Source organism: Williamsia maris (assembly GCF_024171815.1).
Lineage (GTDB): Bacteria > Actinomycetota > Actinomycetes > Mycobacteriales > Mycobacteriaceae > Williamsia_A > Williamsia_A maris.
On the sequence record NZ_JAMTCJ010000002.1, the window covers coordinates 786166 to 809081 of the forward strand.

The following is a 22916-nucleotide window of genomic DNA, read 5'->3' on the forward strand; positions in this document are numbered from 1 at the left end:
CGGACATCGACTGGGCGGCTGCGGCGTGGCTAGGGTCAAGGCATGAGCAACTTCTCCGCCCTGGTCGCCCGCGAATCCGATGGTGCGGTGACGCTGTCGACCGAATCCGTCGACGATTCCTTCCTCCCCGAGGGAGACGTGACCATCGACGTCGCGTGGTCGTCGGTGAACTACAAGGACGCCCTCGCCGTGACGCCCGGCGCCGGTGTGGTCCGCAACTACCCGATCGTCCCCGGCATCGACCTCGCCGGAACGGTCCGGGAGTCGTCGAGCAGCGACTTCGCCGTGGGTGACCCGGTGGTGGTCCACGGCTACCAGACCGGTGTCTCCCGCCACGGCGGCTACGCCGAGCGGACGCGCGTCCCCGCCGAGCAGGTCGTCGCACTCGACGGCGGTCTGAGCCCCGCACAGGCCGCGACGATCGGCACCGCCGGCTTCACCGCGGCGCTGTCCGTGCAGGCGTTGCTGCGCCACGGGCTCACCCCCGACGACGGACCCATCCTGGTGACCGGTGCGAGCGGCGGCGTCGGGTCGGTGGCCGTCGACCTCCTCGCCACGGCCGGGTTCGAGGTCATCGCGTCCTCCGGCAAGTCCGACGCTCAGGACCTGTTCACGACACTGGGCGCATCGACGGTGATCGGACGAGTCCCCGAGGACCCCGACGAGAAGATCCGACCGCTGGGCAAGGCGCAGTGGGCCGGCGCGGTCGACTGCGTCGGCGGGAAGACCCTCGCATGGGTGCTGTCGACGGTCCGCTACGGCGGTGCGGTCGCGGCCAGCGGCCTGACTGCCGGGGTGTCGCTGCCGACCACCGTGATGCCCTTCATCCTGCGCGGGGTCGCGCTGCTCGGTATCGACTCCGTCGAGCTGCCGATCGCGGCACGTCGTGAGACCTGGCGTCGCCTGGGCGACGACCTGCGCATCGCCCACCTCGACGAGCTGACCACCGAGGTGCCCGTCTCCGAGGTCGAGACCGTGCTCGGCGAGATCAAGTCCGGTGGTCGCACCGGTCGCACGCTGGTCAAGGTCGCAGGCGGCTTCTGATCGGGTGACGCGACCGGCCGTGCGCGCTACCGCCCGCATCACGTGCTTGTGCCCGCGATGCAACACGAGCACCAGCAGGTGCAGTGAGCGATATGGCGAGGCGCAGCTCCTGTACCGGCGTACGTTTGCTGATGAGATCGCCCGGCCTGGCGAGTGAGGAGCGGCTCATCACCATGTTGACGCATCGAGCCATCTTCCGAGATTCGTGTGCCGTCGTCCTGACCCGTTCTGAGACGGACAGTGCCGTTCGACAGGCCCGTCGCGCAGCCAGAGAGGCGCAGGAGACCCTGACCCTGACCGCCCGTCGGCAGTATCGGCGGTACCGCGCGCGGGCGGGCGACGTGTTCATGGAGTGGCCGGGCTGGCATGAGGCCTACCTCGAGGCCTACCGATGGAAGCCCCTGGACATCGGCACGAAGAACCAGTGGGGCGGGATGCCGCCGGGCTCGTACGGCGGGACCTGGTGACCGACGCGGTTAGCCTGGATTGCATGACTTCTTCCACGACGTCGACCCTGTTCACCCTGGAGAACACCTACGCGCGTGATCTCGAGGGCATGTACGTGCCGTTCACCGGAACGCATGCGTCGAATCCTGAGGTCCTCGTCGTCAACACTGCGCTGGCCACCGAACTCGGTCTGGACGCTGACGCCCTGCACACCCCCGAGGCGGCAGAGATCCTGTCCGGGTCGGTGCCGCCGGTGGGCGCGACGACCATCGCGATGGCCTACGCCGGTCACCAGTTCGGCGGGTATCAGCCACTGCTCGGTGACGGCCGCGCGATGCTGCTCGGTGAGCTGATCGACCCGGCCGGGCAACGCCGCGATCTGCACCTCAAAGGCTCGGGCCGCACCCGGTTCTCACGCGGTGGCGACGGTCGAGCGGCCGTGGGGCCGATGCTGCGGGAGTACCTGATCTCCGAGGCGATGCATGCGCTGGGGATCCCGACCACCCGTGCGCTCGCGGTCACCGCGACCGGCGACGACGTCCCACGGGACGAGATGGAGCCGGGCGCAGTGCTCGCCCGCGTCGCATCGAGCCACATTCGCGTCGGGACCTTCGAGTTCGCGCTGCGTCAGGGAGATCCGCTGCAGCCGTTGGCCGACTACACGATCGCGCGCCACTACCCCGAGCTCGTCGGCGCCGAGGACAGCTACCTGCGGTTCTTCGAGGCGGTCGTCGATCGGCAGGCGTCGCTCGTGGCGCAGTGGATGGCGGTGGGGTTCATCCATGGCGTCCTCAACACCGACAACACCACCATCTCGGGCGAGACCATCGACTACGGACCGTGCGCGTTCATGGACGCCTACGACCCGGCCACGGTCTTCAGCTCGATCGACGTCCAGGGTCGGTACGCGTACACCAACCAGCCGCCGGTCATCGGATGGAATCTTGCGCGCTTCGCCGAGTCGCTCATCCCGTTGGTCGCCAAGCAGATCGGCGGTGACCCGGAGACCGGGGACGCCGACGCGGCGATCACCGCACTCACCGACATCCTCTCCACCTTCCTCGACCGGCACGACGCCCGCCTCGTCCAGCACTTCCGCGCGAAGATCGGGATCGCCGTCGACGAGGACAGCCTCGTCGACGATCTGCAGGCCGTCATGCGCGAGCACCGTGCCGATTTCACCGGCACCTTCCGCGCACTGGCCGAGGAGCTGCGCGGCAATCCGCGTCCCCTCGACGATTTGATCCCACGTGACGCCATCGCGCCCTGGCTGTCGCGCTGGCGCGGGGCCCTCGCCGACACCGAGTCGGCGACCGCAGACGCGATGGATCGCGTCAACCCGATCTACATCCCGCGAAACCATCTGGTGGACATCGCGTTACGCGCAGCGACTGCGGGTGATATCGAGAAGTTCCAGATGCTGCTGAGCGTGATCACCCGGCCGTTCGACGCCGACCCCGCTCTCGGTGCCTACGCGCAACCCGCACCGGATGAGTTCGGTGAGGGCTTCCAGACCTTCTGCGGAACCTAGCGTCGGCCGCTGTCCTCGATCCGGGCGCTGTTCTCGATTCGGGCGCTGGCGGCCTCGAGCGCCAGACGGCGGACCATCGCCATCGCGCGCTCGTAGACGACCGTGCCGATGAGCATCATCTCGACCGAGGCGATCCGGTCGGGTTGGTCGTGCGCGTAATGCACCTCGTCGATCGCGGTGGCCTCGGCGCTGTCGGCGGCCGCGGTGAAACTGTCGGCCGTCACCGGTAGGCCGAATTCGCGCAGGATGTCGATCAACTCCGCCAGTCGTCGCGTGGCCGGTGCATCGGGTGCGATCGTCCACCGGCGTTCGGCCAGCCAGTCACGTACCTCGCCGAAGGTGTCGTCGGCGGCGGCGATCGTGCCCGGGTCGTCGAGCCCGAGCATCACCGCGCCGAACGCGTCGTGCAGGGGCAGTTCGTCGTTCTCGGTCGCGGCCAGGGCGTCGCGGACCCTGGCCAGGGAGAGTCCGCCGATGTCGATGAGTGCCCGAATGAGTCGGAGTCGACGGATGTGGCCCTCGTCGTAGGAGGCCTGGTTGCTCGATGTCGGTTCACCGGCAGGCAGCACCTCTTCCCGGAGGTAGTACTTGATCGTCGCCACGCTCACGCCGCTGCGACGACTCAGCTCAGAGATCTTCACCGGCCGGGCCTTGACATCACAGAACGGATAGTAGCACTATCTATCAAACGGATAGCGTCGCTATCCGTTGTGATTCAGGAGGCCTGTCATGCCGCAGAACCCCGTACGCCACGGGCGACGAACCGCCAGCATTGAGGGAGACTTCGTGGTCTTCCTGATCGGAATCCGCTTCAACAAGCTGTGGAAGGTACGTTCCTGGATCGGACCGTTCCGGGCGATGCCCCGAATGCTGGGCGACCTCCGGGCGCACCCGGAGAAGGGCCTGCTCGGTGTCCGGATGTCCATGGGAGGACGAACCATCACGCTGGTGCAGTACTGGCGCAGTTTCGAGCAGCTGGAGGCGTTCGCCCGCAACGCCGACGACCCGCATCTGGAGAGCTGGCGCGCGTTCAATCGCGCCATTGGCGACAACGGTGATGTCGGCATATTTCACGAGACGTTCCGAGTCGGCGCAGGCGACCACGAGTCTGTTTACGTCAACATGCCCGTGATGGGTCTCGCCGAGGCCGGCGAGTCGGTGCAGCTGGGCAAGGGCCGCGACACCGCCCGCACCCGCATGAGCCAACGGTGACCGCCTCGTCGCCGGCTAGCTAGCGCCCGAGCGCGAACTGCGCCGCGTTGTGTCCGGGAATGCCGCTCACGCCGCCGCCGCGTCGTGCGCCGGCACCGCAGATGGTGAGCCGAGAGTGCAACGTCTCGACACCCCAGGTCCCCACCTCGTCGGCGGTCTCAGCCCACGGCCACTGCAGCGACCGGTGGAAGATGTTGCCGCCGGGCAGGCCCACCGAGTCCTGCAGGTCGAGCGGTGACCGGGCCTCGATGCACGGTTGCCCGTTGCCGTCGCGCGCGATGACATCGGCGATGGGTTCGGCCAGCACCGAGTCCAGCGACGCCAGCGTGGAATCCACCGCCTGCTGCAGTGCGGTCGGCTCGGAGAACAGCTCCGGCGGCATGTGCAGACCGAACAGCGTCAGGGTCTGCATGTCGTCGAGATCGGGGCCGAGAATGCTGCGGTCGGACAGTGTGTGGCAATAGATCTCGCACGGCGCCGGTGACGGGATCCGCCCGGCGGCAGCGGCCGCGTACGCCGACTGCACCTGGGAGAAGTCCTCGTTGATGTGGAAGGTGCCCGCGAACGCGGCCATCGGATCGACCGTCGTGTCGCGCAGTCGGGGGAGTCGGTTCAGGAGCAGGTTGATCTTCAGCTGCGCACCCTGCGGCGTCGGCTCGGTGATCACCGGCCGGTCGAGCATCGAGTTCAGTACGGTGGGCGCGCACCCGGCGTGCACCATCGACCCCTGCGCGCTGCCGCCGTCCCACTCGACGACGCCGGTGTCGGGGTCCACCGCGACCACCCGCGCGCCGGTCCGGATGTCGGCGCCGGCGGCCGCCGCGGATCGCGCGAGAGCGCCACTGACCGAACCCATCCCGCCGATGGGGACGTCCCAGTCGCCGGTCCCGCCTCCGATCAGGTGGTAGAGCAGGCAGATGTTCTGCCGCAGGCTCGGATCGTGCAGATCGGCGAACGTCCCGATCAGCGCGTCGGTCGCGACCACGCCACGCACGGTGTCGTCGGCGAAGGTCGACTCGATCAGCTGCCCGATCGGGGCGTCGACCAACGCGGACCACAGTTCGTCGTCGTCGACGAGCGTCCGTAACTCGTCCGCGCTGCGCAACGGCTCGGTCACGGTGGGGAAGACCCGCTGCGCCAGCCGTTCCATCCGACCGTAGAACCGTTGCCACGCATCGTGATCGGCGTCGGATCCGGTCGTCGAGGCGAACGACGCCCGCGTGGCCTCGGGGTCACCGTTGTCCACCAGCAGGCCGAGCTCGGGGCGACGGGGCAGCGGTGTGTACGACGAATAGCGGCGGCGCACCAGGCGGACGTCGAGGTCGAGGTCGGTGATGATCTGCCGCGGCATCAGCGACACCAGGTAGGAGTACCGCGAGAGCCGGGCGTCCATCCCGGGGAACGTCCGGGCCGAGATCGAGGCGCCGCCAACGTGATCGGATCGTTCGAGCACGAGTACCCGGCGTCCGACGCGTGCCAGGTAGGCGGCGGTGGTGAGTCCGTTGTGACCGGCGCCGATCACGATGTCGTCGAAGGTCTGCACGACGTTCACGTTAACCGGTGACAACGCCCTCCGGCGCGACTGCGGCCGTGCGGCGCTCGAGGTGGTCGAACAGTCCCCACAGGGAGATCCCGACCACCGCGGCGGCGACCCCGATGCCGCACACCGCGAGCCACCCGCCGGCCTCGTAGGCGACTCCGGAGCAGACCGATCCGGCGACCGCTCCGAGGAAGTACGTCACCATGTACGCCGTCGTCACCCGACTGCGGGCGTCCGGCGCGAGCGCGTAGATCGCGGTCTGGTTCGACAGCTGTGACGCCTGGATCCCGAGGTCGAAGACCAGCAGTCCGATCACCAGCGCGATCAGCGACACCCCCGACCATCCCAGGAAGACCCACCCGACGATGATGACGATCCACGCCGACGTCGTCGCCAGTCGCGAACGACCTCGATCGGCGAGACGCCCGACCAGCGGGGCGCCCGCGGCACCGGCGGCTCCGGCGAGGCCGAACAGCCCGATGACGGTCTCGGAGAAGTGGTAGTCCTCGCCGCGCGAGCCCGCCAGCAGGAACGCGACCGAGGTCCACATGGCGCTGAACCCGAACATCGTCAGGAAGCCCAGCGCCATCCGATGCCGCAGCACCGCCTCCTCGCGGACCAGAGTCGCCACCGACAGCAGCAGGCGGCCGTACGGCTGGGTCGAGCGCGGCCCGTCGGCCGGGGTCGTCGCGAACACCAGGACCGCCAGCGCCACCATCAGGCCACTGGCCACGAACAGCACCAGGCGCCACCCGCCGAGCCCGGCGATCAACCCGCTGACGACGCGCGCCAGCAGGATGCCGATCAGCAGGCCGCTCATGACGGTTCCCACGACCCGACCACGCTCGGCCGGCGCCGCCAGCGATGACGACCACGGCACCACGACCTGTGCGGTGGCCGCGAAGACACCCACCGCGAACGAGGCGACCAGCAACATCGGGAAGCCCGGCGAGATACCCGAGAGAAACAGCGCCACCGCGGAGGCGAGCATCAGCAACGGCGCGAAGACGCGTCGGTTGAGGCGGTCGCCGAGCGGGACCAACAGCAACAGGCCCAGTGCGTACCCGAGCTGCGGTGCGGTGACGACGAGGCTGGTCGTCGACGAGCTGATGTCGAAGTCGGTGCGGATGTCCTCGAGCAGCGGCTGCAGGCAGTAGATCGCCGACACCGTGACGCCCGCGGTGAGCGCGAACAGTGCCACCAGCCCGCGGCTGATGCCGTGTCCGGTGGGCTCGACGGTCGTCGCGGTGTCGGTGGAAGCCATGCCGTCAACGCTGCGCGATGCGCCCGCGCGTGTCGAATCGGACGTCATGCGGCTCAGTCGTAGATGACGTCGAGTCCCCGTCGACGGAGCCCGTCGAGACCCGCACGCATGGCTTGCAGCTGGTCGGGTGAGTGGCCCTCCCAGTCGGTGAGTTCCCCGACGATGAGCACCGGCTCTTCGGTGCGGTAGGAGCAGGTGGGGTTGCCGGGCAGCTTCTTGTCGGTGACGTTCGGGTCGTCCTCTATGTCGCCCTGGGGTTCGACGAGGTAGATACGCGGTGGTCCGTCGCCGGTGGCCATCTCGGCGCCCCACGCCGCCGCGTCCAGCGTGCGGGTGACGTAGACGTGCTTCAGGCGACGTCCCGCCTGGTAGTTCGACTCGTGACCGGTGACCAGCAGATCACCCGGTGAGAGGGCGGCGCGGGTGCCGTGCAGAAAGGCGCCCGATTCGTGCACGACAAAGGGTTTCGGTGAGTTCGTCATGGTGTCCGTCCGTGTCGATGTCCGATGGCCGGATGATTGTGCGGCAGCACATGGGTCTTGCCGCAAGGCCCCCCGTGCGCTATACCGTGAAGTGGGACGAGAACACCGCAGTCGGTGCCGCGCCCATTCGAGAGCCACCATCCACCACGCCGAGGAGGCCGCACCGTGATGTCGTCGGTGCGGTGGACCTGCTCACCCCGGGTCGCGGTCGTCGGGCTCGCGGTGGTCGCCGCGGTCGCGGTCGGTGGATGCGCAACCCCGTCGGACTCCTCGTCCGGGACGGGTTCGTCCTCGGCGTCTTCCCCGACCACCGTCGCCCCGGACTGGGCCGGCCTGGAGCAACGGTTCGGCACGCGGATCGGGGTCGTCGCACTCGACACCGGGACCGGCCGGGCGATCGGCAACCGGGACGATGAGCGTTTCCCGATGCTGTCGACGTTCAAGGTGCTCGCGGTGGCGGCACTGCTGCGTGCGCACCCCCTTTCGACGGGGTACTTCGACCAGATCGTGCGCTTCACCGCGGCCGACATCGTCTCGAACTCTCCGGTGACGAGCACCCGCGTCGTCACCGGGATGTCCGTCGCCGACCTAGCGCGCGCCGCGCTGCAGTACAGCGACAACACAGCGGGCAATCTGCTGCTCGATCGACTGGGAGGGCCGAGCGCGGTGACCGCGTTCGCCCGCTCGATCGGCGATCCGGTGACCCGCCTCGACCGTCGCGAGACCGAACTCAACACCGCCATCCCGGGCGACCCGCGCGACACCTCGACTCCCGATGCCGAGGCCTCGAATCTGCGCACGCTGCTGCTCGGGGCGCCCGACGCGACCGTTGCGCCTGCGAAGCCCGAACGTGACCAGCTCGTCGAATGGATGATCCAGAACACCACCGGAGCAGCGAAGATCCGCGCCGCGCTACCGGGATGGACCGTCGCGGACAAGACCGGCGGCGGCGATCACGGCTCGGCGAACGACGTGGCGATCGCGTGGCCGCCGGGCGGTGGGGCGCCGCTCGTGGTGGCCGTGATGACGATCCGGCCGGACGACTCGACCCTCGACGCCGACCCGAACGTGATCGCGGAGGCCACCCGCACGGCGGTGCGAGCGCTCCGTCCGACCGCCGGCTGACGGCCTACCGACCGAGCGTTCGGGCCAGCCGCCTCGCCTGCGGATTCGGCGCACCATTAAGTTGGGCACATGACCGACGAGTCGCCCACCGCCGTGACCGAGGCCTGGCGCGACTACGGCCGGGCCAACCTCCCCGCTCCCCTCGCCGCAGCGTTGTCGGCGTTCGCCGACCAGGGCTATCACGGGACCTCGGTCCGCGAGATCGCGGCGCGCGCGGGACTGTCGGTCCCCGGCCTGTATCACCACTACCCGTCCAAACAGTCGATGCTGCAGGGGCTGCTCGAGCGCACCATGTCGGACCTGTTGTGGCGCACCGAGTCGGCCATCGCCGCCGCCGGTGACGACCCGGTGGACCAGTTCGACGCCGTCGTCGAGGCACTGTTGCAGTTCCACATCCACCGGCGCGAGCAGGCGTTCATCGGCTCCACCGAGATCCGCAGCCTCGATGCCGACTACCGCCGGATCTATACCGGCCAGCGCAGGCACCAGCAGACGATGGTCGACGAGGTGGTCCGCGCCGGGGTGGCGGCAGGTGTGTTCGTCACCGGCGTCCCCGAGGACACCGGCCGCGCCATCACCACGATGTGCGTCGGGGTGTCCACCTGGTACAAGCCCGACGGCCGATTGTCGCCCGAGGAGATAGTCCTGCGCTTCCGACGGATCGCCCGGGACACGGCCGGCTACGTCGGCCCACCGAGAGACTGACCTGCCGGGGCGGCGCCGAGACCGGCGGCCGCCCGTTCATCGACACGAAGCACGAGGAGGTGCGTCATGGCCATCGATCTGCGCTACAACGCGGAGGTGACCGAGGTCGTCTCGGCCACCGAGCAGTTCATCAAAGACACCGTCCTTCCCCTGGAGGACGAGTTCAAGGGTGATCTCGAGGCAGCGGGCGGCGACGACCTGCGGATCGAGATGCAGGGCAAGGCCAAGGCCGCGGGGATCTTCGCGCCGCACGCGCCGGTCGAGTACGGCGGGCTCGGCCTGAACATGTCCGATCGCGCGCCGGTGTTCGAGGCCGGCGGTCGGTCGGTGTTCGGTCCGTTCGCTCTGAACATCAACGCGCCCGACGAGGGCAACGTGCACATGCTGGACCACATCGCCTCCGAGGGCCAGAAGCAGCAGTTCCTCGCGCCGTTGTCGGCGGGTGACGTGCGCTCGGCCTTTGCGATGACCGAGCCGTCCCCGGGTGCGGGATCGGATCCCTCGGCGCTGGCCACACTTGCGACCAAGGTCGACGGTGGCTGGAAGATCAACGGACACAAGTGGTTCATCACCGGTGCCGACGGCGCAGGTTTCTTCATCATCATGGCGCGCACGTCGGGTGAGCCCGGATCGCGCGGTGGAGCGACGATGTTCCTCGCACCCGCACCTGACAAGGGCATCGAGATCGTGCGGCACGTCGGCACCATCGACAAGGCCGGCATCGGCGGGCACTGCGAGATCAAGTTCCACGACCTGTTCGTCCCCGACGAGAACGTGCTCGGCGAGGTCAACGAGGGCTTTCGCTACGCGCAGGTCCGACTCGGTCCCGCCCGTATGACGCACGTGATGCGGTGGCTCGGCGTCGCGGTGCGGGCGCACGAGGTGGCAGTGGACTACGTCGCGCGCCGTGAGGCGTTCGGTACTCGACTCGGTGACCTCGGGATGATCCAGGCGATGGTCGCCGACAACGTCATCGATCTGTCGGCGTCGAGGGCGCTGCTGATCAAGGCGTGCCACGAACTCGACCTCGGCCGCAACGCGGGTGACGAGACCTCGATCGCCAAGACATTTGCCGCCGAGGCATATTCGCGCGTGCTCGACCGGTCGATCCAGATGTGCGGCGGCACCGGCGTCACCGATGACCTGCCGCTGGCCCGCCTGCAGCAGGAGTTGCGACCGTTCCGCATCTACGACGGGCCGTCGGAGGTGCACCGCTGGGCGATCGCCAAACGGGCGGTCGGCCGGGCCAAGAAGGCGATCGACGCGCAGGACGTGCGATGACCGCGTCATTGCCGGGTATGGACGCCGCGGCACTGAAGACCTTCCTCGTCGACTCCGGGGTCGAGGTCGTCGCCGATCTCGACGTCGAACTGATCGCGGGCGGGCGTTCCAATCTCACGTTCATCGCGACCGACGGGACGACGAAGTGGGTGGTGCGGCGTCCGCCGACCAGCGGTCTGACGCCGTCGGCGCACGACATGAACCGCGAGTGGACGGTGACGCGTGCGCTGCAGGACACCGCGGTGCCGGTCGCGAAGACGATCGCGTTCGATGCCGAGGGCACCGTCCTCGGGGCGCCGTGCACGGTCGTCGAATACATCGACGGGACCGTGATCCGGTCCGCGTCCGACCTCGACGGTGTCGATGATCCGACCGTGGAACGCAACGTCACCGCGCTGATCACCGCGCTCGCCGACCTGCACCGGGTCGACTACGGCGCGGTCGGTCTCGGTGAGTTCGGTCGGCCGGACGGATTTGTCGCCCGACAGGTGAAAACCTGGACGCGGCAATGGAACCTCGTCAAGACACGTGAGCTCCCCGACGTGGAAAGGCTCGCCGAGGCGCTGGTGGCAAACACCCCGACCGACAGCACGAACTCGATCGTGCACGGCGACTTCCGCGTCGACAACACCATTCTCGCCGCCGACGACCCGGGAGTCGTTCGTGCCGTGGTGGACTGGGAGATGTCGACGCTCGGTGACCCGCTCACCGACGTCGCGCTGATGTGCGTCTACCGACAGCCGATCTTTGATCGGGTGTTGGGGTTGTCGGCGGCGTGGACCAGCGACCGCTATCCCGACGCCGACGGTCTCGCAGAGCGGTACGCGAAGATCGCCGGGATCGACATGGCGCACTGGAACTTCTACATCGCGCTGGCCGATTTCAAACTCGGTGTCATCGGCGAGGGCATCGCCTACCGCGCGCTGCAGGGGTCGTCGTCCGGCGAGGGTGCCGAGCACGCCGCCGAGGCGACCGCGGAGTTCATGGCCGCCGGCCTGGCCGCGATCAAGTCCCGCGACTAGTCGACGACGTCAGCGGAACGTCATCAACCGACGGTCGTCGGCCTGATCGACGTGCGCGTGGTCGTTGATCGAGACGACCGATGCGCCCGATGATCCGATCAGGATCTTGGTGACCGACGTGTTGATCATCGTGCGGGCGATGGCGAGCCACCGGTCGTCGTCGATGCCCCAGAGGCGGGCGATGATCGCGGCGATGGTGCCCGCCGACGACACCGCCAGGACGGTCTGACCCGACCCGGCGTGCCGGGCGAGCTCCTCGAATGCGGCGTCGGCACGCTGCCGGTACTGCTCGTAGGTCTCCGACCCGATGGCGATCCGGGCGATCCAGTCCGACAGCGCGCCGTCGAGTTGGGCCTGGAACCCGCGTTCGGTCGCGTTCTCCGTCCGCTCGCGGTCACCCAGGATGGACTCGATGTCGTACTCGTTCCACCGGGCGTCGATCGACGGCTCCACCGCGTCCGGCAGCTCGGCGACGATGCGCGCCAGGGTCTCTCGCTGACGGGCGAGGTCGCCGGACACCACGCGGTCGATCCGACCGACCCGCGTTGCGAGCGCCGACCCGGCCCGGCGCGCCTGCTCGGCTCCCAGGTCGGTGAGTCCGCCCTCCGCCTGGGCCCACGCTCCTGCGCCGTACGCCTGCGCGCGGGCCTGACCGTGCCGGACCATATAGAGGACTCCCATGCCCACCATCATCGCGAGGTGGCGGTCTCCCGGTCCGCATCGGGTGCCGATCCGGCACCGTCACCGCCCACCTGCGAGCGCAACAGTCGGCCGGCCACGACGGCCGTGACCGCGAGCAGGATCGCGCCCGCGACGGCCGCCCCGTGCAATCCCCCGACGAAGGCGTCTCGTCCGGCACGCAGGATTTGATCGCCTGCTTCACCACCGACACGGCCTGCTGTCACGACGGCGCCGCCGAGGCTCTCACGCGCCGATGCGTCGACGCCGGGAGCGTCGCTGTGGAAACCGCTGCGGTAGAGCATGTTCAGGACACTGCCCAAGACGGCGATGCCGAGGGCCCCGCCCAATTCGCTCGTCGTCTCCAGAAGACCGGCGACCGACCCGGCGCGGTCGGCGGGCGCGACCCCGACGATGTGATCGGCGACCAGAGCGGTCGTCGCGACGAGGCCGGCCGCGAGCAGGCCTGCGCCGACGAGTAGGGCAGGCAACGAGGACGCCCCCGTCGTCGTGGCGAGCACCACGAAACCGGATGCGGCGACCGTCAATCCGCCGCTGATCACCGCGGGCCTGCCGAACCGCGCGGCGAGCATCGTCGAGGCGGGTGCGGTGAACCCGACCGCGACGGTCGGCGCGAGGCTCCAGAGCGCTGCGGTCAGCGGGGAGTAGCCGAGCACCGATTGCAGATACTGCGTCATCAGGATCGCGTTGCCGATGACGCCGAACATCGCGATGAGGTTGATCCAGATCGAGGTGGAGAAGCGACGATCGGCGAACAACCGGAGGTCGACGAGTGGCTGATCGACCCGCAGCTGCCGCAGGGTGAACCCGACCCCGGCGAGCACCCCGGCGGCGATGATCGCACCGTGCGTGAGGCTCCACCCGTCGGTGGCCGTGGCCTTGATCCCGCCCACCACGGGCAGCAGGGTCGCGAGCGCGAGTGCCGAACTCGGCAGATCGATCCGCCGACCCGGGTCTCCGGTGCCCGCCGGCAGAAGGAACGGTCCGACGAACAGCAGCGCGATCATCACCGGCACGTTGATCAGGAACACCGAGCCCCACCAGAAGTGCTCCAGCAGGAATCCGCTGATGATCGGTCCGACCGCCACGCCGCCGGACATCACCGCCGTCCACGTGGCGATCGCCGTGGTGCGTTGGCGCGGATCGTCGAACAGGTGCCGGATGAGCGCGAGCGTCGAGGGCATCAGGGTCGCTCCCGCGACACCGAGCAGCGCTCGTGCCGCAATGAGTGTGGTGGCGCTGTCGGCGTACGCGGCGAGAATCGACGCCGCGCTGAACCCGACGGCCCCGATCAGCAACAGGCGTCGATGCCCGATGCGATCGGCCACCGCGCCCATCGTCAGCAGCAGCCCGGCGAGGACGAACCCGTAGACGTCGAAGATCCAGAGTTGTTGCGCCGGGCTCGGATCGAGGTCGGCGGAGATGTAGGGGACGGCGAAGAACAGGACCGAGACGTCCATGGACACCAGCAGCATCGGCAGGCACAACGCGACCAGGCCCCACCACGGCGATCGTCGAGAGAACATCGTGAACTCCTATCTGTGTATTACGTTATCTGTTTATTTTGTACACGGATGTTAGGACGCATCTGCGTACGGCGCAAGCAGTTCGCTACGATGGCCTCATGACCAGCGATGTCGCCGACATGCCGCGGTATCTCCAGCTGCTGTGGGATCGCGAGACGAAGGTGCGCCGTGGCCCCAAACCCGGTGTCGGGATCCGGGACATCGGCGCGGCCGGCGTGGCGATCGCCGACCACAGTGGTCTCGAGGCGGTGTCGATGAAGGCGGTCGGCGCCGCTCTCGGCATGACGACGATGTCGCTGTACCGCTACGTCGATTCCAAGGACGAGTTGTGGATGGTCATGCTCGACGAGGCGTACGGACCGCCCGCGGTGCGCTGGGCCGACCGGGAGGATTGGCGTACCCGTGCCGATCGGTGGTCGCGTGCGCTCGCGGCCGCGCTCGTGGCGCACCCGTGGGTGGTGTCGGTTCCCATGCATCAGCCCCCGATGACCCCGCACGTCCTGGCCTGGACCGAGCTCGGGGTGCGCACATTCGACGGCACCACACTCGCGGCGCAGGAGAAGATGTCGTCCCTGCTGGTGCTCGACGGTTTCGTCCGTAATCACGTCCGGCAGTCGCTCCAACTCGGCGCCATCGGACCGGACGGAACGGCATCACCCGACGACGGCGCCTATGAGGCCACCATCGAGGCGGTCGTCGACGAGGCGCGCTATCCGGCGCTGCTCGCCGCGGCGCGGGAGATTCGTTCGGGCGCGGACTCGACGTTCTACGACGACGAGCTCGACTTCGGTCTCGCGATCCTGCTCGACGGACTCACCGCCCGCGTCGCCGCCGGGTCGACGCGTTAATCCGCTGTGAGCGGAATCCCTGGATGACACGGGCCGAGTGCGCGGGGCACCACTAGGTTGGAGGGCATTCCCGTATCGCAGACACCGGAGGCATCGATGGCAGATCTCCACGTGGTTCCCGCCGAGCAGATCACGCCGGCGCGCACCGAGGGTCCGTTGATGCGCGAACTGCTCGGGGACACCCTTCGCTCGGCACGTCGTCGCCAGGAACGGACCCTGAAGGACGTCGCCGAACGCGCCGGCGTCTCGATGACCTACCTCTCGGAGATCGAACGCGGTCACAAGGAGGCGTCGTCGGAGGTCATCAGCGCGATCACGCGGTCGCTGGGCGGTGAGCTGGTCGACCTGCTCACCGAGATGACGACGCGTGCAGTCCCGGCCCGCCCGACCGGTGTTGCGATGCGCGCGGTGGCCTGAGCGGCTCGCTCAGCCCCCGATGTTCGGGTTGTCGTCCTCTTTTATGTCGACGCCGTTCTTGCTCGACGACGAGGTAATCGAACTGATCGCGGAGTTCACCGAGTCGACCCCGGACGCGTCGCCACCCTTGACCTTGTCGAAGGCGTCCTGCACCGTGTCGCCGATCTTGGCCAGGGGCGCCGCGATGGCCTTGCACAACGTCGGGTTGGCCTTCACGTCTTCCGAGGCCAGGCGGACCTCGCGTTTGATGAACAGCGCCGCGACACCGCCCTTGACGAACGCGGTCACCCGTCCGTCGGCACCCTTGGAGAAGGTTCCCGCCCGGTAGGGCTTGTAGAGATAGCGGTGGAAGGCTCCGAACGCGAGTCCGCTGTGCAGCACGAACTTCGTCTTCGCGAACGAGGTCGTGTTGCTCGTCGGGCAGTCCGCGCCGTCCGACGACGACGCGGTGGCACTCGCCGACGGCGCGGTGCTGCTCGACGCGGAGTCCGACGACGACTTACATCCGGTGGCGATCAGCGCCGGCGCCAGCAGGATCACCAGGACGAGCATCAACTTCTTCATCGCATCTGACTACCACACCGGCGGCCCAGGGCTCGACGATGTCCGAATCGGTTGTCGCACAACCGGTCAGAACGGACGCCAGGGGCTGATGCGGTCAGCGGATCCCAAGACCGCCGACGTCGGGTTCGGCGGCGGCGGACGTCGCCGGGGGTTCGGTGACGACGCTGTCGGCGGCGAGGGCGGCGAACATGGCCGCGATCGCGGCGGGGTAGGAGTACTCGGTCATGGGTGACCTCCAGGTGGAGCTGAGAAGTTTTCCGACTATCACGTGGTATCGCTGCGTACCCGCACGTCGTTACCGACGCGCGTCGCCGTTCAACCGATCTTCTCGGGCATCGCGTCGTGCACGAGCAGGGCGATCTGCACGCGATTGTTGAAACCCAGTTTGTCGAGGATGTGCGAGATGTGACTTTTGACCGTCGCGATCGACACGAACAGCTCGCGGGCGATCTCCGCGTTCGACGACCCCTGCGCCACGGCGACGGCAACGCGCACCTCACTCGGCGTCAACTCGTCGATCTGACTCGTCGCACGGACCTTGCGGTCGTCCGGGTCGGGGTCGGTGACCTGCTCGATCAGCCGGCGCGTCACCTGCGGCGAGAGGATCGGGTCGCCGGCGACGACCGAGTGCAGCGCCGCGATCAGGTCGCGCGGTGGGGTGTCCTTGAGCAGGAACCCGCTCGCGCCCGCGCGTAGGGCACGCATGACGAGGTCGTCGGCGTCGAAGGTCGTCAGCATCACCACGTGCGGCGGGTCGGGGAGTGCGCGCAACCGCTCGGCGGCGACGAGACCGTTCACCCGCGGCATGCGGATGTCCATGAGGACGATGTCGGCGTGCGTCTGCACGGCCAGGTCGGGGACGTCCTCACCGTCGGCCGCCTCGCCGACGATCTCGATGTCGGCCTCGCCGCTGAGCATCGTCCGCAGTCCGGCCCGCACCAGCCATTCGTCGTCGACGAGCAACAATCGGATCGGCTCAGACACCGACGGTTCCCTTCTCCCAGGGCAGCTGCGCCGACAGGACGAAACGGTGTTCGACGATGCCGTGCTCGAGGGTCCCGCCCGCGAGAGTGACCCTCTCGTCGAGCCCGGCCAGGCCCGAACCCGCACCGGGGATCTTCTCCCGATCGCAGGTGTGGTTGAGCGGCTGGCTGATGGTGATCGACAGGCCGCTGCCGGGTCCGCCGATGATGTCGACGCTCACCGGCACCGCGCCCGCGTGCTTGCGGGCGTTGGTCAGTCCCTCCTGGACGACCCGGAACGCCGTACGCCCCACGACACCGGGGACCTCGTCGCCGTGCTCGACCTCGACGTGGGCGTGCACCGGACTCCCGGCCTGGCGTGCCTCGTCGAACAGGGTGTCCACCGTGGCCAACGAGTTCGTCTGTGCGGCGAGGTCCTCGGAGTCGTCGCGGAGCATCGTGATGACGTCGCGGAGGTCCTCGAGCATCTGGTGCACACCGCTGCGGATGACGCCGGCGGCGCGCGCGATGTCGGCGGCAGGTGCATCCGGGCGGTACTCCAGTGCACCCGCGTGCACCGACAGCAGACTCATCCGGTGGGCCAGCACGTCGTGCATCTCCCGCGCCAGGCGCTCGCGTTCGACCGCTCGGGCCGCCGCGAGGCGCTCACGTTGCTCGGACTCCGCCCGTCGCGCCCGCTCGGCCAACGAGATCAGCAGCTGACGCCGATTGCGGATCGAGGTGCCCCAGCCGATCGCGCCCGCGATGAGAAGGACGAGGAAGAACGCGTTGAAGAGGAACCCGTTGTCGACTCCGACGATCGTGTAGTTGACGAGCCCGGCGCCGATACCGAGCGCGCCGACCGCCATCGAGTATCGCGGGGGTCGATGCACCGCCAGGGAGAAGATGGCGAGATACGCCGCGCCGCCCGCCCCGGCGAACGGGATCGAGACCAGGTTGATCAGAACGGCCACCGGCACGGGCCACCGTCGGCGCCAGAGGAGCAGGACGCAGCACGCCGCTCCCACCGCCAGGTCGGCGACGAGGTTCAGCGTGTGGCCGTGCAGCCGCGGAACCGCACCGAGCAGTCCGATGCCGACGGCCAGCAGGATCATCAGCAGATCGACCAGGACATCGCGCGGGGATCGCTTCCCGATCAACGGCCGGGGATCGTTCTCGAGCTCTGCGCGGACGGCACCGGGCAGCCACGGACGACGTGTCGCGAGGCGGACCGGTGCGTCGGAGATCAGGGCCATGGTGTGTCCATAGTGGGCCATGTCCCGAGTGGCGCGCATCCGGCCAAAGGATGAACGCACCGGCGCCGGGTCGGGTACCGATGAGTTCTCCGGGCCGACGGTGTCAGTACCGGTGAACGCACACCCTTCGAACCCAGGAGCTCGCCGTGTCCCGCATGCTGTTCGTCAATCTGCCCGTCGCCGATGTCGCCGCGTCCCGCACCTTCTTCACCGGACTCGGGCTGACGGTGAACGAGGCCTTCTCCGACGAGAACACCGTCTCGCTCGTGCTCAACGACCAGTGCACGATCATGTTGCTCAACACGCCGCGCTTCATCGACTTCATCGTCGGCGACATCTGCGACACCGCATCGGCCCACGAGGTGTTGCTCGCGATCTCGGCGGATCGTCGCGACGAGGTCGACGAGTTGACCGACACCGCGCTCGCGGCGGGAGGGTCGGTGTGGAAGGACCCGCAGGACCACGGATTCATGTACGGCCGCAGTTTCCGGGACATCGACGGGCACGTCTGGGAGGTCGTGTGGATGGATCCTTCGGCGATCTCAGGCGAATCCTGAACGGATTCATGTCCTCTGACCTGCACCTTCAGTGTTTTGCTAGCGGATTCTCAGATTATTTCGGTATCCCGACCAAGCCGCTACCGCACCGGCTGCGAATGCCCTACATGGAGACGCTGCTCCGCCTGTACACGGTGGAACACCGAACATGGAGCTGCTTCCTGCGTCGGTTTCGTTGCAATTCTTTGATTGTTGCGTGCTGATGCGTCGGTTCCGTTGCGATCGAGCGCCGTTGCGTTCGGTGGGCTTCAGAGCTGTCATGATCTCGATGACTCGAAACGCAGTCGCCAACGAGATTCGTTGCGGCACAGAGTGAAAAGAAGGAATCACCCAATGATGATCAAGTACCGCAAGACCGTGATGGCCGCCGCCATCGCCGCGATTGCCATCCTCCCCGCCGCTGCTTGCTCGAGCGACGACTCCTCTGACTCGGGCAGCTCCTCGAGCGCCGCCGCTTCGGCACCGGCCTCCTCGGCCGCCGCCGAGAGCACCCCGGCTCCCGTCGCGACCATCCCGGCACTGACGGGCCGCGACACCGCGGTTGCGCTGGACACCGGCTTCACCGATGCCCTCACCGCCCTCAAGCTCACCCCCGGCGTCGTCGGTGGAGCCAAGCTGGAGAACGGCTCGCTGGTCTTCCCGATCACCGGCGGCAACGTGACCTACTACACGCCCGGCAGCATCCAGCCGTACGTGCAGGGCAAGATCGAGCACGCCGGCGCCGGCTTCTCGCTGACCGCGGGCGACACCAAGGTCGACATCACCAACCTGACCATCGATCCCGGCACCTCGAAGCTGATGGCCGACGTCGCCGTCAACGGCCAGGTCGCCGCCACCCAGGCGATCGTCTTCGACCTGGACGGCAGTACCCTGAAGCCGCTGCAGGCCAACGAGGCCGACGGCACCGCGGTCCTGACCGGCACCACCGTTCACATCTCGGAGACCGCCGCCGGTCTGCTCAACCAGACCTTCAAGACCGACGCTGTGAAGGCCGGTCTGCTGGTGGGCGTCGCGACGATCACCGTCAACACCAAGTGATCTCTCGCTGCCTCTAGGTAGCACGCACGAACAACATCGGCCGCCGGGTTTCGCACCCGGCGGCCGATGTGTGTTCTGAGTCAGATCAGTCGATCGGAGCGACGGTCTCGGGGAGACCGAACCGCGCGAAGTCACCGACCATGTCGTCGGAGAAGAACGCGATCGCATGGTCGACCTTGCCCTCGGCCGACAGCTCGAGCACCTGCAGTTGGAACGGCCGATGGACGCCGTCCTCGCCCCGCATGTACAGCCCGAACGCCGGCTGGCCGTTGGCGGTGGTGGGCAGCAGGATCTGATCGCCCGCCTTCTCCGCCGGGCAGTTGCGACGGATGAGCGTGCCGATCTGCTCGCCGCCCTGGTACCAACCGGTGAACGGCGGCATCTCCCAGATCGACTTGTCGGTGAACATCGAGACGATGGCGTCGACGTCGTAGTTCTGGAAGGCGGCGCAGTAGCGCTCCAACGTTTCTCGCTGGGTTGCCTCGTCCGGCTCGGACACCGAATCGCGCTCAGGAGCAACCAGTTTGACCTGCGTCCGCGCACGCTGCAGCAAGCTGTTCACCGTTGCGACGGTGAGGTCGAGGGTGTCGGCGACCTCGGCGGCGCGCCACTGCAGGACATCACGCAGGATCAGGATCGCGCGCTGACGTTCCGGCAGATGCTGCAGGGCCGCGATGAACGCCAATCGGATCGACTCGCGTGACCCGACCACGGCTGCGGGGTCGGCGGTGTCGGCCGGCGACGCGGAGTCGAGATCGGCGAAAGGCTCCAGCCACGGGACCTCGTGGTCCTGCAGGAGCGGGGCGGTCGGGTCGTAGGCGTCGCCGCCCAGCCCGGACGGCAGCGGGCGCTTCTTCTTGGTCTGCAACGCCGTGAGGCACGTGTTGGTGGCGATCTTGTGCAGCCATGTCCGCACCGACGCACGCTGGTCGTATCCGGCGTACCCGCGCCAGGCGCGGATGTAGGTCTCCTGCACCAGGTCCTCGGCGTCGTGGTGCGACCCCATCATCCGGTAGCAGTGCGCCATGATCTCCCGGCGATACGGCTCGGTGATCGCGAGAAAATCGTCATCCGTCGTGGTCTGCACGGTCATGCGCAGAGATTACGGCAGAACCCGGACATCCGACCAGGGAAAGTGGTGGTCAGGACGTTCAGAATCCCGCACCGTCAGCGGTGTGTGAACGCCCCTCATCATCCGGTTCGGTCAGCGCTCTCGCGTACGCGGCGGCCGAACGCTGGTAGCGGGGTAGGTGAGGGATCAGGGCCTCGATCGCTGTTCGCACTGCCTCGTCCGGTCGGCCGGCGTCGCGCAGAGCCAACGCGAGAAAGATTGCACGCGCGTCCCCGATGGACGGGTCGGGCTCGGTCGCGCGCAGCATGGCCACCGCGTCGTCCACCCGACCGATGTTGCGAAGGGTGGATCCCTGTTGGATGTTCAGCTGCGCGAGCCGAGCTCCCCCCAGACCGTGTGCGCGTGCGGCCGCATACTCGACGGCGGCCTCCTCCTCGTACCCGCAGGAGTCGTACGCGCCACCCATCTCGAACCGGGCGTCGGGATCGTCGGGTGCACGCTCGGAGACGAGTCGTTGCATCCGTGCGACCGCGTCCTGCCGGTTATCGAGATCCACGGTGCGCCAGAACTCCTCGATCCGCGCCTCCCAGGTACCGACGACAGAATCTCGGGCTGGTTCGTCCACAGCGCTCATGTTAGGGCGAGCCGCCGACGGTGCGGAAGCGAGCCGTCGAGCGACCGGGGTGCTGACTGTGTGGAAACACGCTTCGAGTGTGCTGACAGCGCCGGGCGAGACGACCGCAAAACAACGCACACTCGATGCGGGGCTTCCGCACCGTCAGCGGTTGTGAACTCGAACGACGCACGACGGAGAGCCGCCGACGGTGCGGAACCGCGTCATCGAGTGTGCGTTGTTCGATTCGCACGTCACGTCGTGCCGTGAGCACACTCGATGGCACGTTTCCACACAGTCGGCCGTGGGGTGCTGATGACCGAGGTGCTGACTGTGTGGAAACACGCTTCGAGTGTGCTGACAGCGCGGGGTGAGACGACCGCAAAACGACGCACACTCGATGCGGGGCTTCCGCACCGTCAGCGGTTGTGAACTCGAACGACGCACGACGACGAAAGCCGCCGACGACACGTCATCGAAGCCGTGGTGCGCTGGTCAGATGATGGTGTGCAGCGGCGGTGGTGTTCCGTGCAGTACGTAGCGGCCCAGGTGTTGGTACTTCCAACGGACCGGATCGTGCAGCGTGTGGGTGCGCGCGTTGCGCCAGAAGTGGTGCAGGTTGAGGTCGTTGGCGGCGCTCCGCGTGCCCGACACCTCGAACAGTGCGCTCGACACCTCGTTGGCGGCGCGGTCGGAGGTGACCTTTGCGGTCGCGACCGCCACCGATGCCTCGGCGGCGAGCAGTACCGGATCGTCGCCGGAGAGCTGCATCGCGTCGACGGCGCGACCGGCCACCTCGAGGGTCGCCTCGGCAGCGGAGACCACCACGGAGAGCTCACCGAAGCGTTGGATCAGTAGAGGGTCGTCGGCTGCGTGCTCGACCTCGGCCTCCCACCACGGCCTCGACAGGGTGCGAACACAATCGACCGCAGAATGCAGTGCGCCGGCGGCGATCCCGGTGTCGATGGCGGCGTGGAGGAGTTGTGAGAACGCGCCGAAGCCCGTGGGGGCGTCGACTGCGGCGTCGCGGGCGATGACATCGGCAGCGGCGACGGCGACATCGTCGAACACGACCGTCCCGCTCCCCGACGTACGTTGCCCGATCCCGTCCCAGTCGTCGATGATCTCGACACCGTCGGCGTCGGATCGGACGAAAACGGTGTACTCGCCTGCGAGTAGTTCGTCCGCATCGGTGTCGAGCCGGGCCAGCACCGCGAGGGTGTCGGCGTGCAGCGAACCGGTGCAGTAGAACTTGGTCCCGACGAGGCGGAAGTCGTTGCCGTCGGGGGAGATCCGGGTCTCGATGAGGTTGGACAGCGCCGTGTCGCGTTCAGCGTGGGCGTTGGCGAGCAGCCCTCCGGAGAGGATGTGCGTGAACAACTTGTGCCGCTGATCCGCGGTGCCGGCGAGCCTCAGTAGGTTGGCCTGCACGAAGTGACTCTGGGGGATCTGCGCCACGTTCGGGTCTGCGGCGGCGATGATGCGGAACACCTCGGCCACCGAGGACGGGGGCAGTCCGGCGCCCCCGTACTGCACCGGGACCGTGATCGCGAGCAGTCCCGAGGCGGCGAGTTCGGCGATCTCCGTGTGCGGGAGTCGACGATGGCGATCGCGATCGGCCGCACCCGGACCGAATCGTGCCGCGAGCAGGCGCGCGGAATCCAGTGCCTGCTCGCGTGATCCGATCCGGGTTGCGGCGACCGCGGTCATT

At 68.1% G+C, this 22916-nt stretch carries 25 protein-coding genes; 12 read left to right on the forward strand and 13 right to left on the reverse strand.

The window, feature by feature from the left end; translation table 11 throughout:
- Positions 1-42 precede the first annotated feature (42 nt).
- From LX13_RS10680 to LX13_RS10690, 3 genes are all read left to right on the forward strand, one after another.
- Complete coding sequence (locus tag LX13_RS10680; RefSeq protein ID WP_253661304.1) at positions 43-1044, forward strand: oxidoreductase; 1002 nt, start codon at positions 43-45, stop codon at positions 1042-1044.
- Positions 1045-1175: 131 nt separating this feature from the next.
- The gene (locus LX13_RS10685) at positions 1176-1511 is read left to right on the forward strand and encodes a hypothetical protein (protein WP_253661305.1); all 336 of its coding nucleotides are present in this window, start codon (positions 1176-1178) and stop codon (positions 1509-1511) included.
- A 23-nt stretch (positions 1512-1534) separates the two neighbouring features.
- Entirely contained in the window at positions 1535-3022 is a 1488-nt protein-coding gene (locus tag LX13_RS10690) for a protein adenylyltransferase SelO (RefSeq protein WP_253661306.1), read from the forward strand.
- Here LX13_RS10690 and LX13_RS10695 read toward each other — a convergent pair.
- Positions 3019-3663 (reverse strand): MerR family transcriptional regulator, encoded by a 645-nt coding sequence (locus LX13_RS10695; protein ID WP_253661307.1) that lies wholly within the window; start codon positions 3661-3663, stop codon positions 3019-3021. The two genes, LX13_RS10690 and LX13_RS10695, sit on opposite strands and share 4 nt — an antisense overlap.
- A 145-nt stretch (positions 3664-3808) precedes the next feature.
- Between LX13_RS10695 and LX13_RS10700 the strand changes: the two genes are divergently transcribed.
- On the forward strand, positions 3809-4234 hold the full coding sequence (locus LX13_RS10700; RefSeq protein ID WP_253661308.1) for a DUF4188 domain-containing protein: 426 nt from the start codon (positions 3809-3811) through the stop codon (positions 4232-4234).
- A 19-nt stretch (positions 4235-4253) separates the two neighbouring features.
- On the opposite strand, the gene LX13_RS10705 is transcribed toward LX13_RS10700, so the two are convergent.
- Genes LX13_RS10705 through arr form a run of 3 tightly spaced genes read right to left on the reverse strand, consistent with a single transcriptional unit; the run spans position 4254 to position 7520 of the window.
- Positions 4254-5786, reverse strand: coding sequence for a phytoene desaturase family protein (locus LX13_RS10705; protein ID WP_372499871.1), 1533 nt, complete (start codon positions 5784-5786; stop codon positions 4254-4256).
- 1 nt (position 5787) lies between these two features.
- Positions 5788-7038: an MFS transporter gene (locus LX13_RS10710; protein ID WP_253661310.1), complete on the reverse strand. Its 1251-nt coding sequence runs from the start codon at positions 7036-7038 to the stop codon at positions 5788-5790.
- Positions 7039-7091: 53 nt separating this feature from the next.
- Positions 7092-7520 carry an NAD(+)--rifampin ADP-ribosyltransferase gene (gene arr / locus LX13_RS10715; RefSeq protein WP_253661311.1) on the reverse strand — a complete coding sequence of 143 codons (429 nt, stop codon included), beginning with the start codon at positions 7518-7520 and terminating at the stop codon, positions 7092-7094.
- Positions 7521-7688: 168 nt separating this feature from the next.
- On the opposite strand from arr, the gene bla reads away from it, so the two are divergent.
- From bla to LX13_RS10735, 4 genes are all read left to right on the forward strand, one after another.
- The gene (bla, locus tag LX13_RS10720; protein ID WP_253661312.1) at positions 7689-8645 is read left to right on the forward strand and encodes a class A beta-lactamase; all 957 of its coding nucleotides are present in this window, start codon (positions 7689-7691) and stop codon (positions 8643-8645) included.
- Between the two features lie 69 nt (positions 8646-8714).
- Positions 8715-9350, forward strand: a complete 636-nt coding sequence (locus LX13_RS10725) for a TetR/AcrR family transcriptional regulator (RefSeq protein WP_253661313.1) — start codon at positions 8715-8717, stop codon at positions 9348-9350.
- Positions 9351-9416: 66 nt separating this feature from the next.
- Entirely contained in the window at positions 9417-10631 is a 1215-nt protein-coding gene (locus tag LX13_RS10730) for an acyl-CoA dehydrogenase family protein (protein ID WP_253661314.1), read from the forward strand.
- Positions 10628-11653 carry a phosphotransferase family protein gene (locus LX13_RS10735; protein ID WP_253661315.1) on the forward strand — a complete coding sequence of 342 codons (1026 nt, stop codon included), beginning with the start codon at positions 10628-10630 and terminating at the stop codon, positions 11651-11653. The genes LX13_RS10730 and LX13_RS10735 overlap by 4 nt, the downstream gene beginning before the upstream one ends.
- Before the next feature lie 9 nt (positions 11654-11662).
- Here LX13_RS10735 and LX13_RS10740 read toward each other — a convergent pair whose 3' ends face one another.
- On the reverse strand, positions 11663-12334 hold the full coding sequence (locus tag LX13_RS10740) for a histidine phosphatase family protein (protein ID WP_253661316.1): 672 nt from the start codon (positions 12332-12334) through the stop codon (positions 11663-11665).
- Positions 12335-12342: 8 nt separating this feature from the next.
- Positions 12343-13878 carry an MFS transporter gene (locus LX13_RS10745; RefSeq protein ID WP_253661317.1) on the reverse strand — a complete coding sequence of 512 codons (1536 nt, stop codon included), beginning with the start codon at positions 13876-13878 and terminating at the stop codon, positions 12343-12345.
- 98 nt (positions 13879-13976) lie between these two features.
- Here LX13_RS10745 and LX13_RS10750 point away from each other — a divergent pair, with 98 nt between their 5' ends.
- Positions 13977-14726 carry a TetR/AcrR family transcriptional regulator gene (locus tag LX13_RS10750; RefSeq protein WP_253661318.1) on the forward strand — a complete coding sequence of 250 codons (750 nt, stop codon included), beginning with the start codon at positions 13977-13979 and terminating at the stop codon, positions 14724-14726.
- A gap of 96 nt (positions 14727-14822) precedes the next feature.
- Positions 14823-15143: a helix-turn-helix domain-containing protein gene (locus LX13_RS10755; protein ID WP_253661319.1), complete on the forward strand. Its 321-nt coding sequence runs from the start codon at positions 14823-14825 to the stop codon at positions 15141-15143.
- Between the two features lie 9 nt (positions 15144-15152).
- On the opposite strand, the gene LX13_RS10760 is transcribed toward LX13_RS10755, so the two are convergent.
- The 4 genes from LX13_RS10760 to LX13_RS10770 all read right to left on the reverse strand — a co-directional run bounded on the left by LX13_RS10760 (position 15153) and on the right by LX13_RS10770 (position 17964).
- Positions 15153-15707, reverse strand: a complete 555-nt coding sequence (locus LX13_RS10760) for a hypothetical protein (protein WP_253661320.1) — start codon at positions 15705-15707, stop codon at positions 15153-15155.
- A gap of 94 nt (positions 15708-15801) precedes the next feature.
- On the reverse strand, positions 15802-15933 hold the full coding sequence (locus tag LX13_RS23250) for a hypothetical protein (RefSeq protein WP_301300862.1): 132 nt from the start codon (positions 15931-15933) through the stop codon (positions 15802-15804).
- Positions 15934-16022: 89 nt separating this feature from the next.
- The gene (locus tag LX13_RS10765) at positions 16023-16691 is read right to left on the reverse strand and encodes a response regulator (protein WP_308214731.1); all 669 of its coding nucleotides are present in this window, start codon (positions 16689-16691) and stop codon (positions 16023-16025) included.
- Positions 16684-17964: a sensor histidine kinase gene (locus tag LX13_RS10770; protein WP_253661321.1), complete on the reverse strand. Its 1281-nt coding sequence runs from the start codon at positions 17962-17964 to the stop codon at positions 16684-16686. Before LX13_RS10770 ends, LX13_RS10765 begins: the two co-directional genes overlap by 8 nt.
- 107 nt (positions 17965-18071) lie before the next feature.
- Here LX13_RS10770 and LX13_RS10775 point away from each other — a divergent pair, with 107 nt between their 5' ends.
- Complete coding sequence (locus LX13_RS10775) at positions 18072-18482, forward strand: VOC family protein (protein ID WP_253661322.1); 411 nt, start codon at positions 18072-18074, stop codon at positions 18480-18482.
- Between the two features lie 333 nt (positions 18483-18815).
- A complete protein-coding gene (locus LX13_RS10780; protein ID WP_253661323.1) occupies positions 18816-19520 on the forward strand; it encodes a hypothetical protein in 705 nt (234 codons plus the stop codon).
- A gap of 85 nt (positions 19521-19605) precedes the next feature.
- Here the strand turns inward: LX13_RS10780 and LX13_RS10785 are convergent, their stop codons facing one another.
- The 3 genes from LX13_RS10785 to LX13_RS10795 all read right to left on the reverse strand — a co-directional run bounded on the left by LX13_RS10785 (position 19606) and on the right by LX13_RS10795 (position 22915).
- On the reverse strand, positions 19606-20613 hold the full coding sequence (locus LX13_RS10785; RefSeq protein WP_253661324.1) for a sigma-70 family RNA polymerase sigma factor: 1008 nt from the start codon (positions 20611-20613) through the stop codon (positions 19606-19608).
- Positions 20614-20671: 58 nt separating this feature from the next.
- Positions 20672-21217, reverse strand: a complete 546-nt coding sequence (locus LX13_RS10790; RefSeq protein ID WP_253661325.1) for a tetratricopeptide repeat protein — start codon at positions 21215-21217, stop codon at positions 20672-20674.
- A gap of 483 nt (positions 21218-21700) precedes the next feature.
- Positions 21701-22915 carry an SfnB family sulfur acquisition oxidoreductase gene (locus tag LX13_RS10795; RefSeq protein ID WP_253661326.1) on the reverse strand — a complete coding sequence of 405 codons (1215 nt, stop codon included), beginning with the start codon at positions 22913-22915 and terminating at the stop codon, positions 21701-21703.
- Between the last annotated feature and the right edge of the window lies 1 nt (position 22916).

Bases quoted from the DNA above. Each gene is read 5' to 3' on its own strand.
- LX13_RS10690 (WP_253661306.1), top strand. From the start codon at position 1,535: ATGACTTCTTCCACGACGTCGACCCTGTTCACCCTGGAGAACACCTAC.
- LX13_RS10755 (WP_253661319.1), top strand. From the start codon at position 14,823: ATGGCAGATCTCCACGTGGTTCCCGCCGAGCAGATCACGCCGGCGCGC.
- LX13_RS10795 (WP_253661326.1), bottom strand. From the start codon at position 22,915: ATGACCGCGGTCGCCGCAACCCGGATCGGATCACGCGAGCAGGCACTG.
- LX13_RS10750 (WP_253661318.1), top strand. From the start codon at position 13,977: ATGACCAGCGATGTCGCCGACATGCCGCGGTATCTCCAGCTGCTGTGG.
- LX13_RS10760 (WP_253661320.1), bottom strand. From the start codon at position 15,707: ATGAAGAAGTTGATGCTCGTCCTGGTGATCCTGCTGGCGCCGGCGCTG.
- LX13_RS10680 (WP_253661304.1), top strand. From the start codon at position 43: ATGAGCAACTTCTCCGCCCTGGTCGCCCGCGAATCCGATGGTGCGGTG.
- LX13_RS10780 (WP_253661323.1), top strand. From the start codon at position 18,816: ATGATGATCAAGTACCGCAAGACCGTGATGGCCGCCGCCATCGCCGCG.
- LX13_RS10785 (WP_253661324.1), bottom strand. From the start codon at position 20,613: ATGACCGTGCAGACCACGACGGATGACGATTTTCTCGCGATCACCGAG.
- arr (WP_253661311.1), bottom strand. From the start codon at position 7,520: ATGACGAACTCACCGAAACCCTTTGTCGTGCACGAATCGGGCGCCTTT.
- LX13_RS23250 (WP_301300862.1), bottom strand. From the start codon at position 15,933: ATGACCGAGTACTCCTACCCCGCCGCGATCGCGGCCATGTTCGCCGCC.
- LX13_RS10710 (WP_253661310.1), bottom strand. From the start codon at position 7,038: ATGGCTTCCACCGACACCGCGACGACCGTCGAGCCCACCGGACACGGC.
- LX13_RS10740 (WP_253661316.1), bottom strand. From the start codon at position 12,334: ATGGGAGTCCTCTATATGGTCCGGCACGGTCAGGCCCGCGCGCAGGCG.
- LX13_RS10745 (WP_253661317.1), bottom strand. From the start codon at position 13,878: ATGTTCTCTCGACGATCGCCGTGGTGGGGCCTGGTCGCGTTGTGCCTG.
- LX13_RS10730 (WP_253661314.1), top strand. From the start codon at position 9,417: ATGGCCATCGATCTGCGCTACAACGCGGAGGTGACCGAGGTCGTCTCG.
- LX13_RS10685 (WP_253661305.1), top strand. From the start codon at position 1,176: ATGAGATCGCCCGGCCTGGCGAGTGAGGAGCGGCTCATCACCATGTTG.
- LX13_RS10770 (WP_253661321.1), bottom strand. From the start codon at position 17,964: ATGCGCGCCACTCGGGACATGGCCCACTATGGACACACCATGGCCCTG.
- bla (WP_253661312.1), top strand. From the start codon at position 7,689: ATGTCGTCGGTGCGGTGGACCTGCTCACCCCGGGTCGCGGTCGTCGGG.
- LX13_RS10725 (WP_253661313.1), top strand. From the start codon at position 8,715: ATGACCGACGAGTCGCCCACCGCCGTGACCGAGGCCTGGCGCGACTAC.
- LX13_RS10735 (WP_253661315.1), top strand. From the start codon at position 10,628: ATGACCGCGTCATTGCCGGGTATGGACGCCGCGGCACTGAAGACCTTC.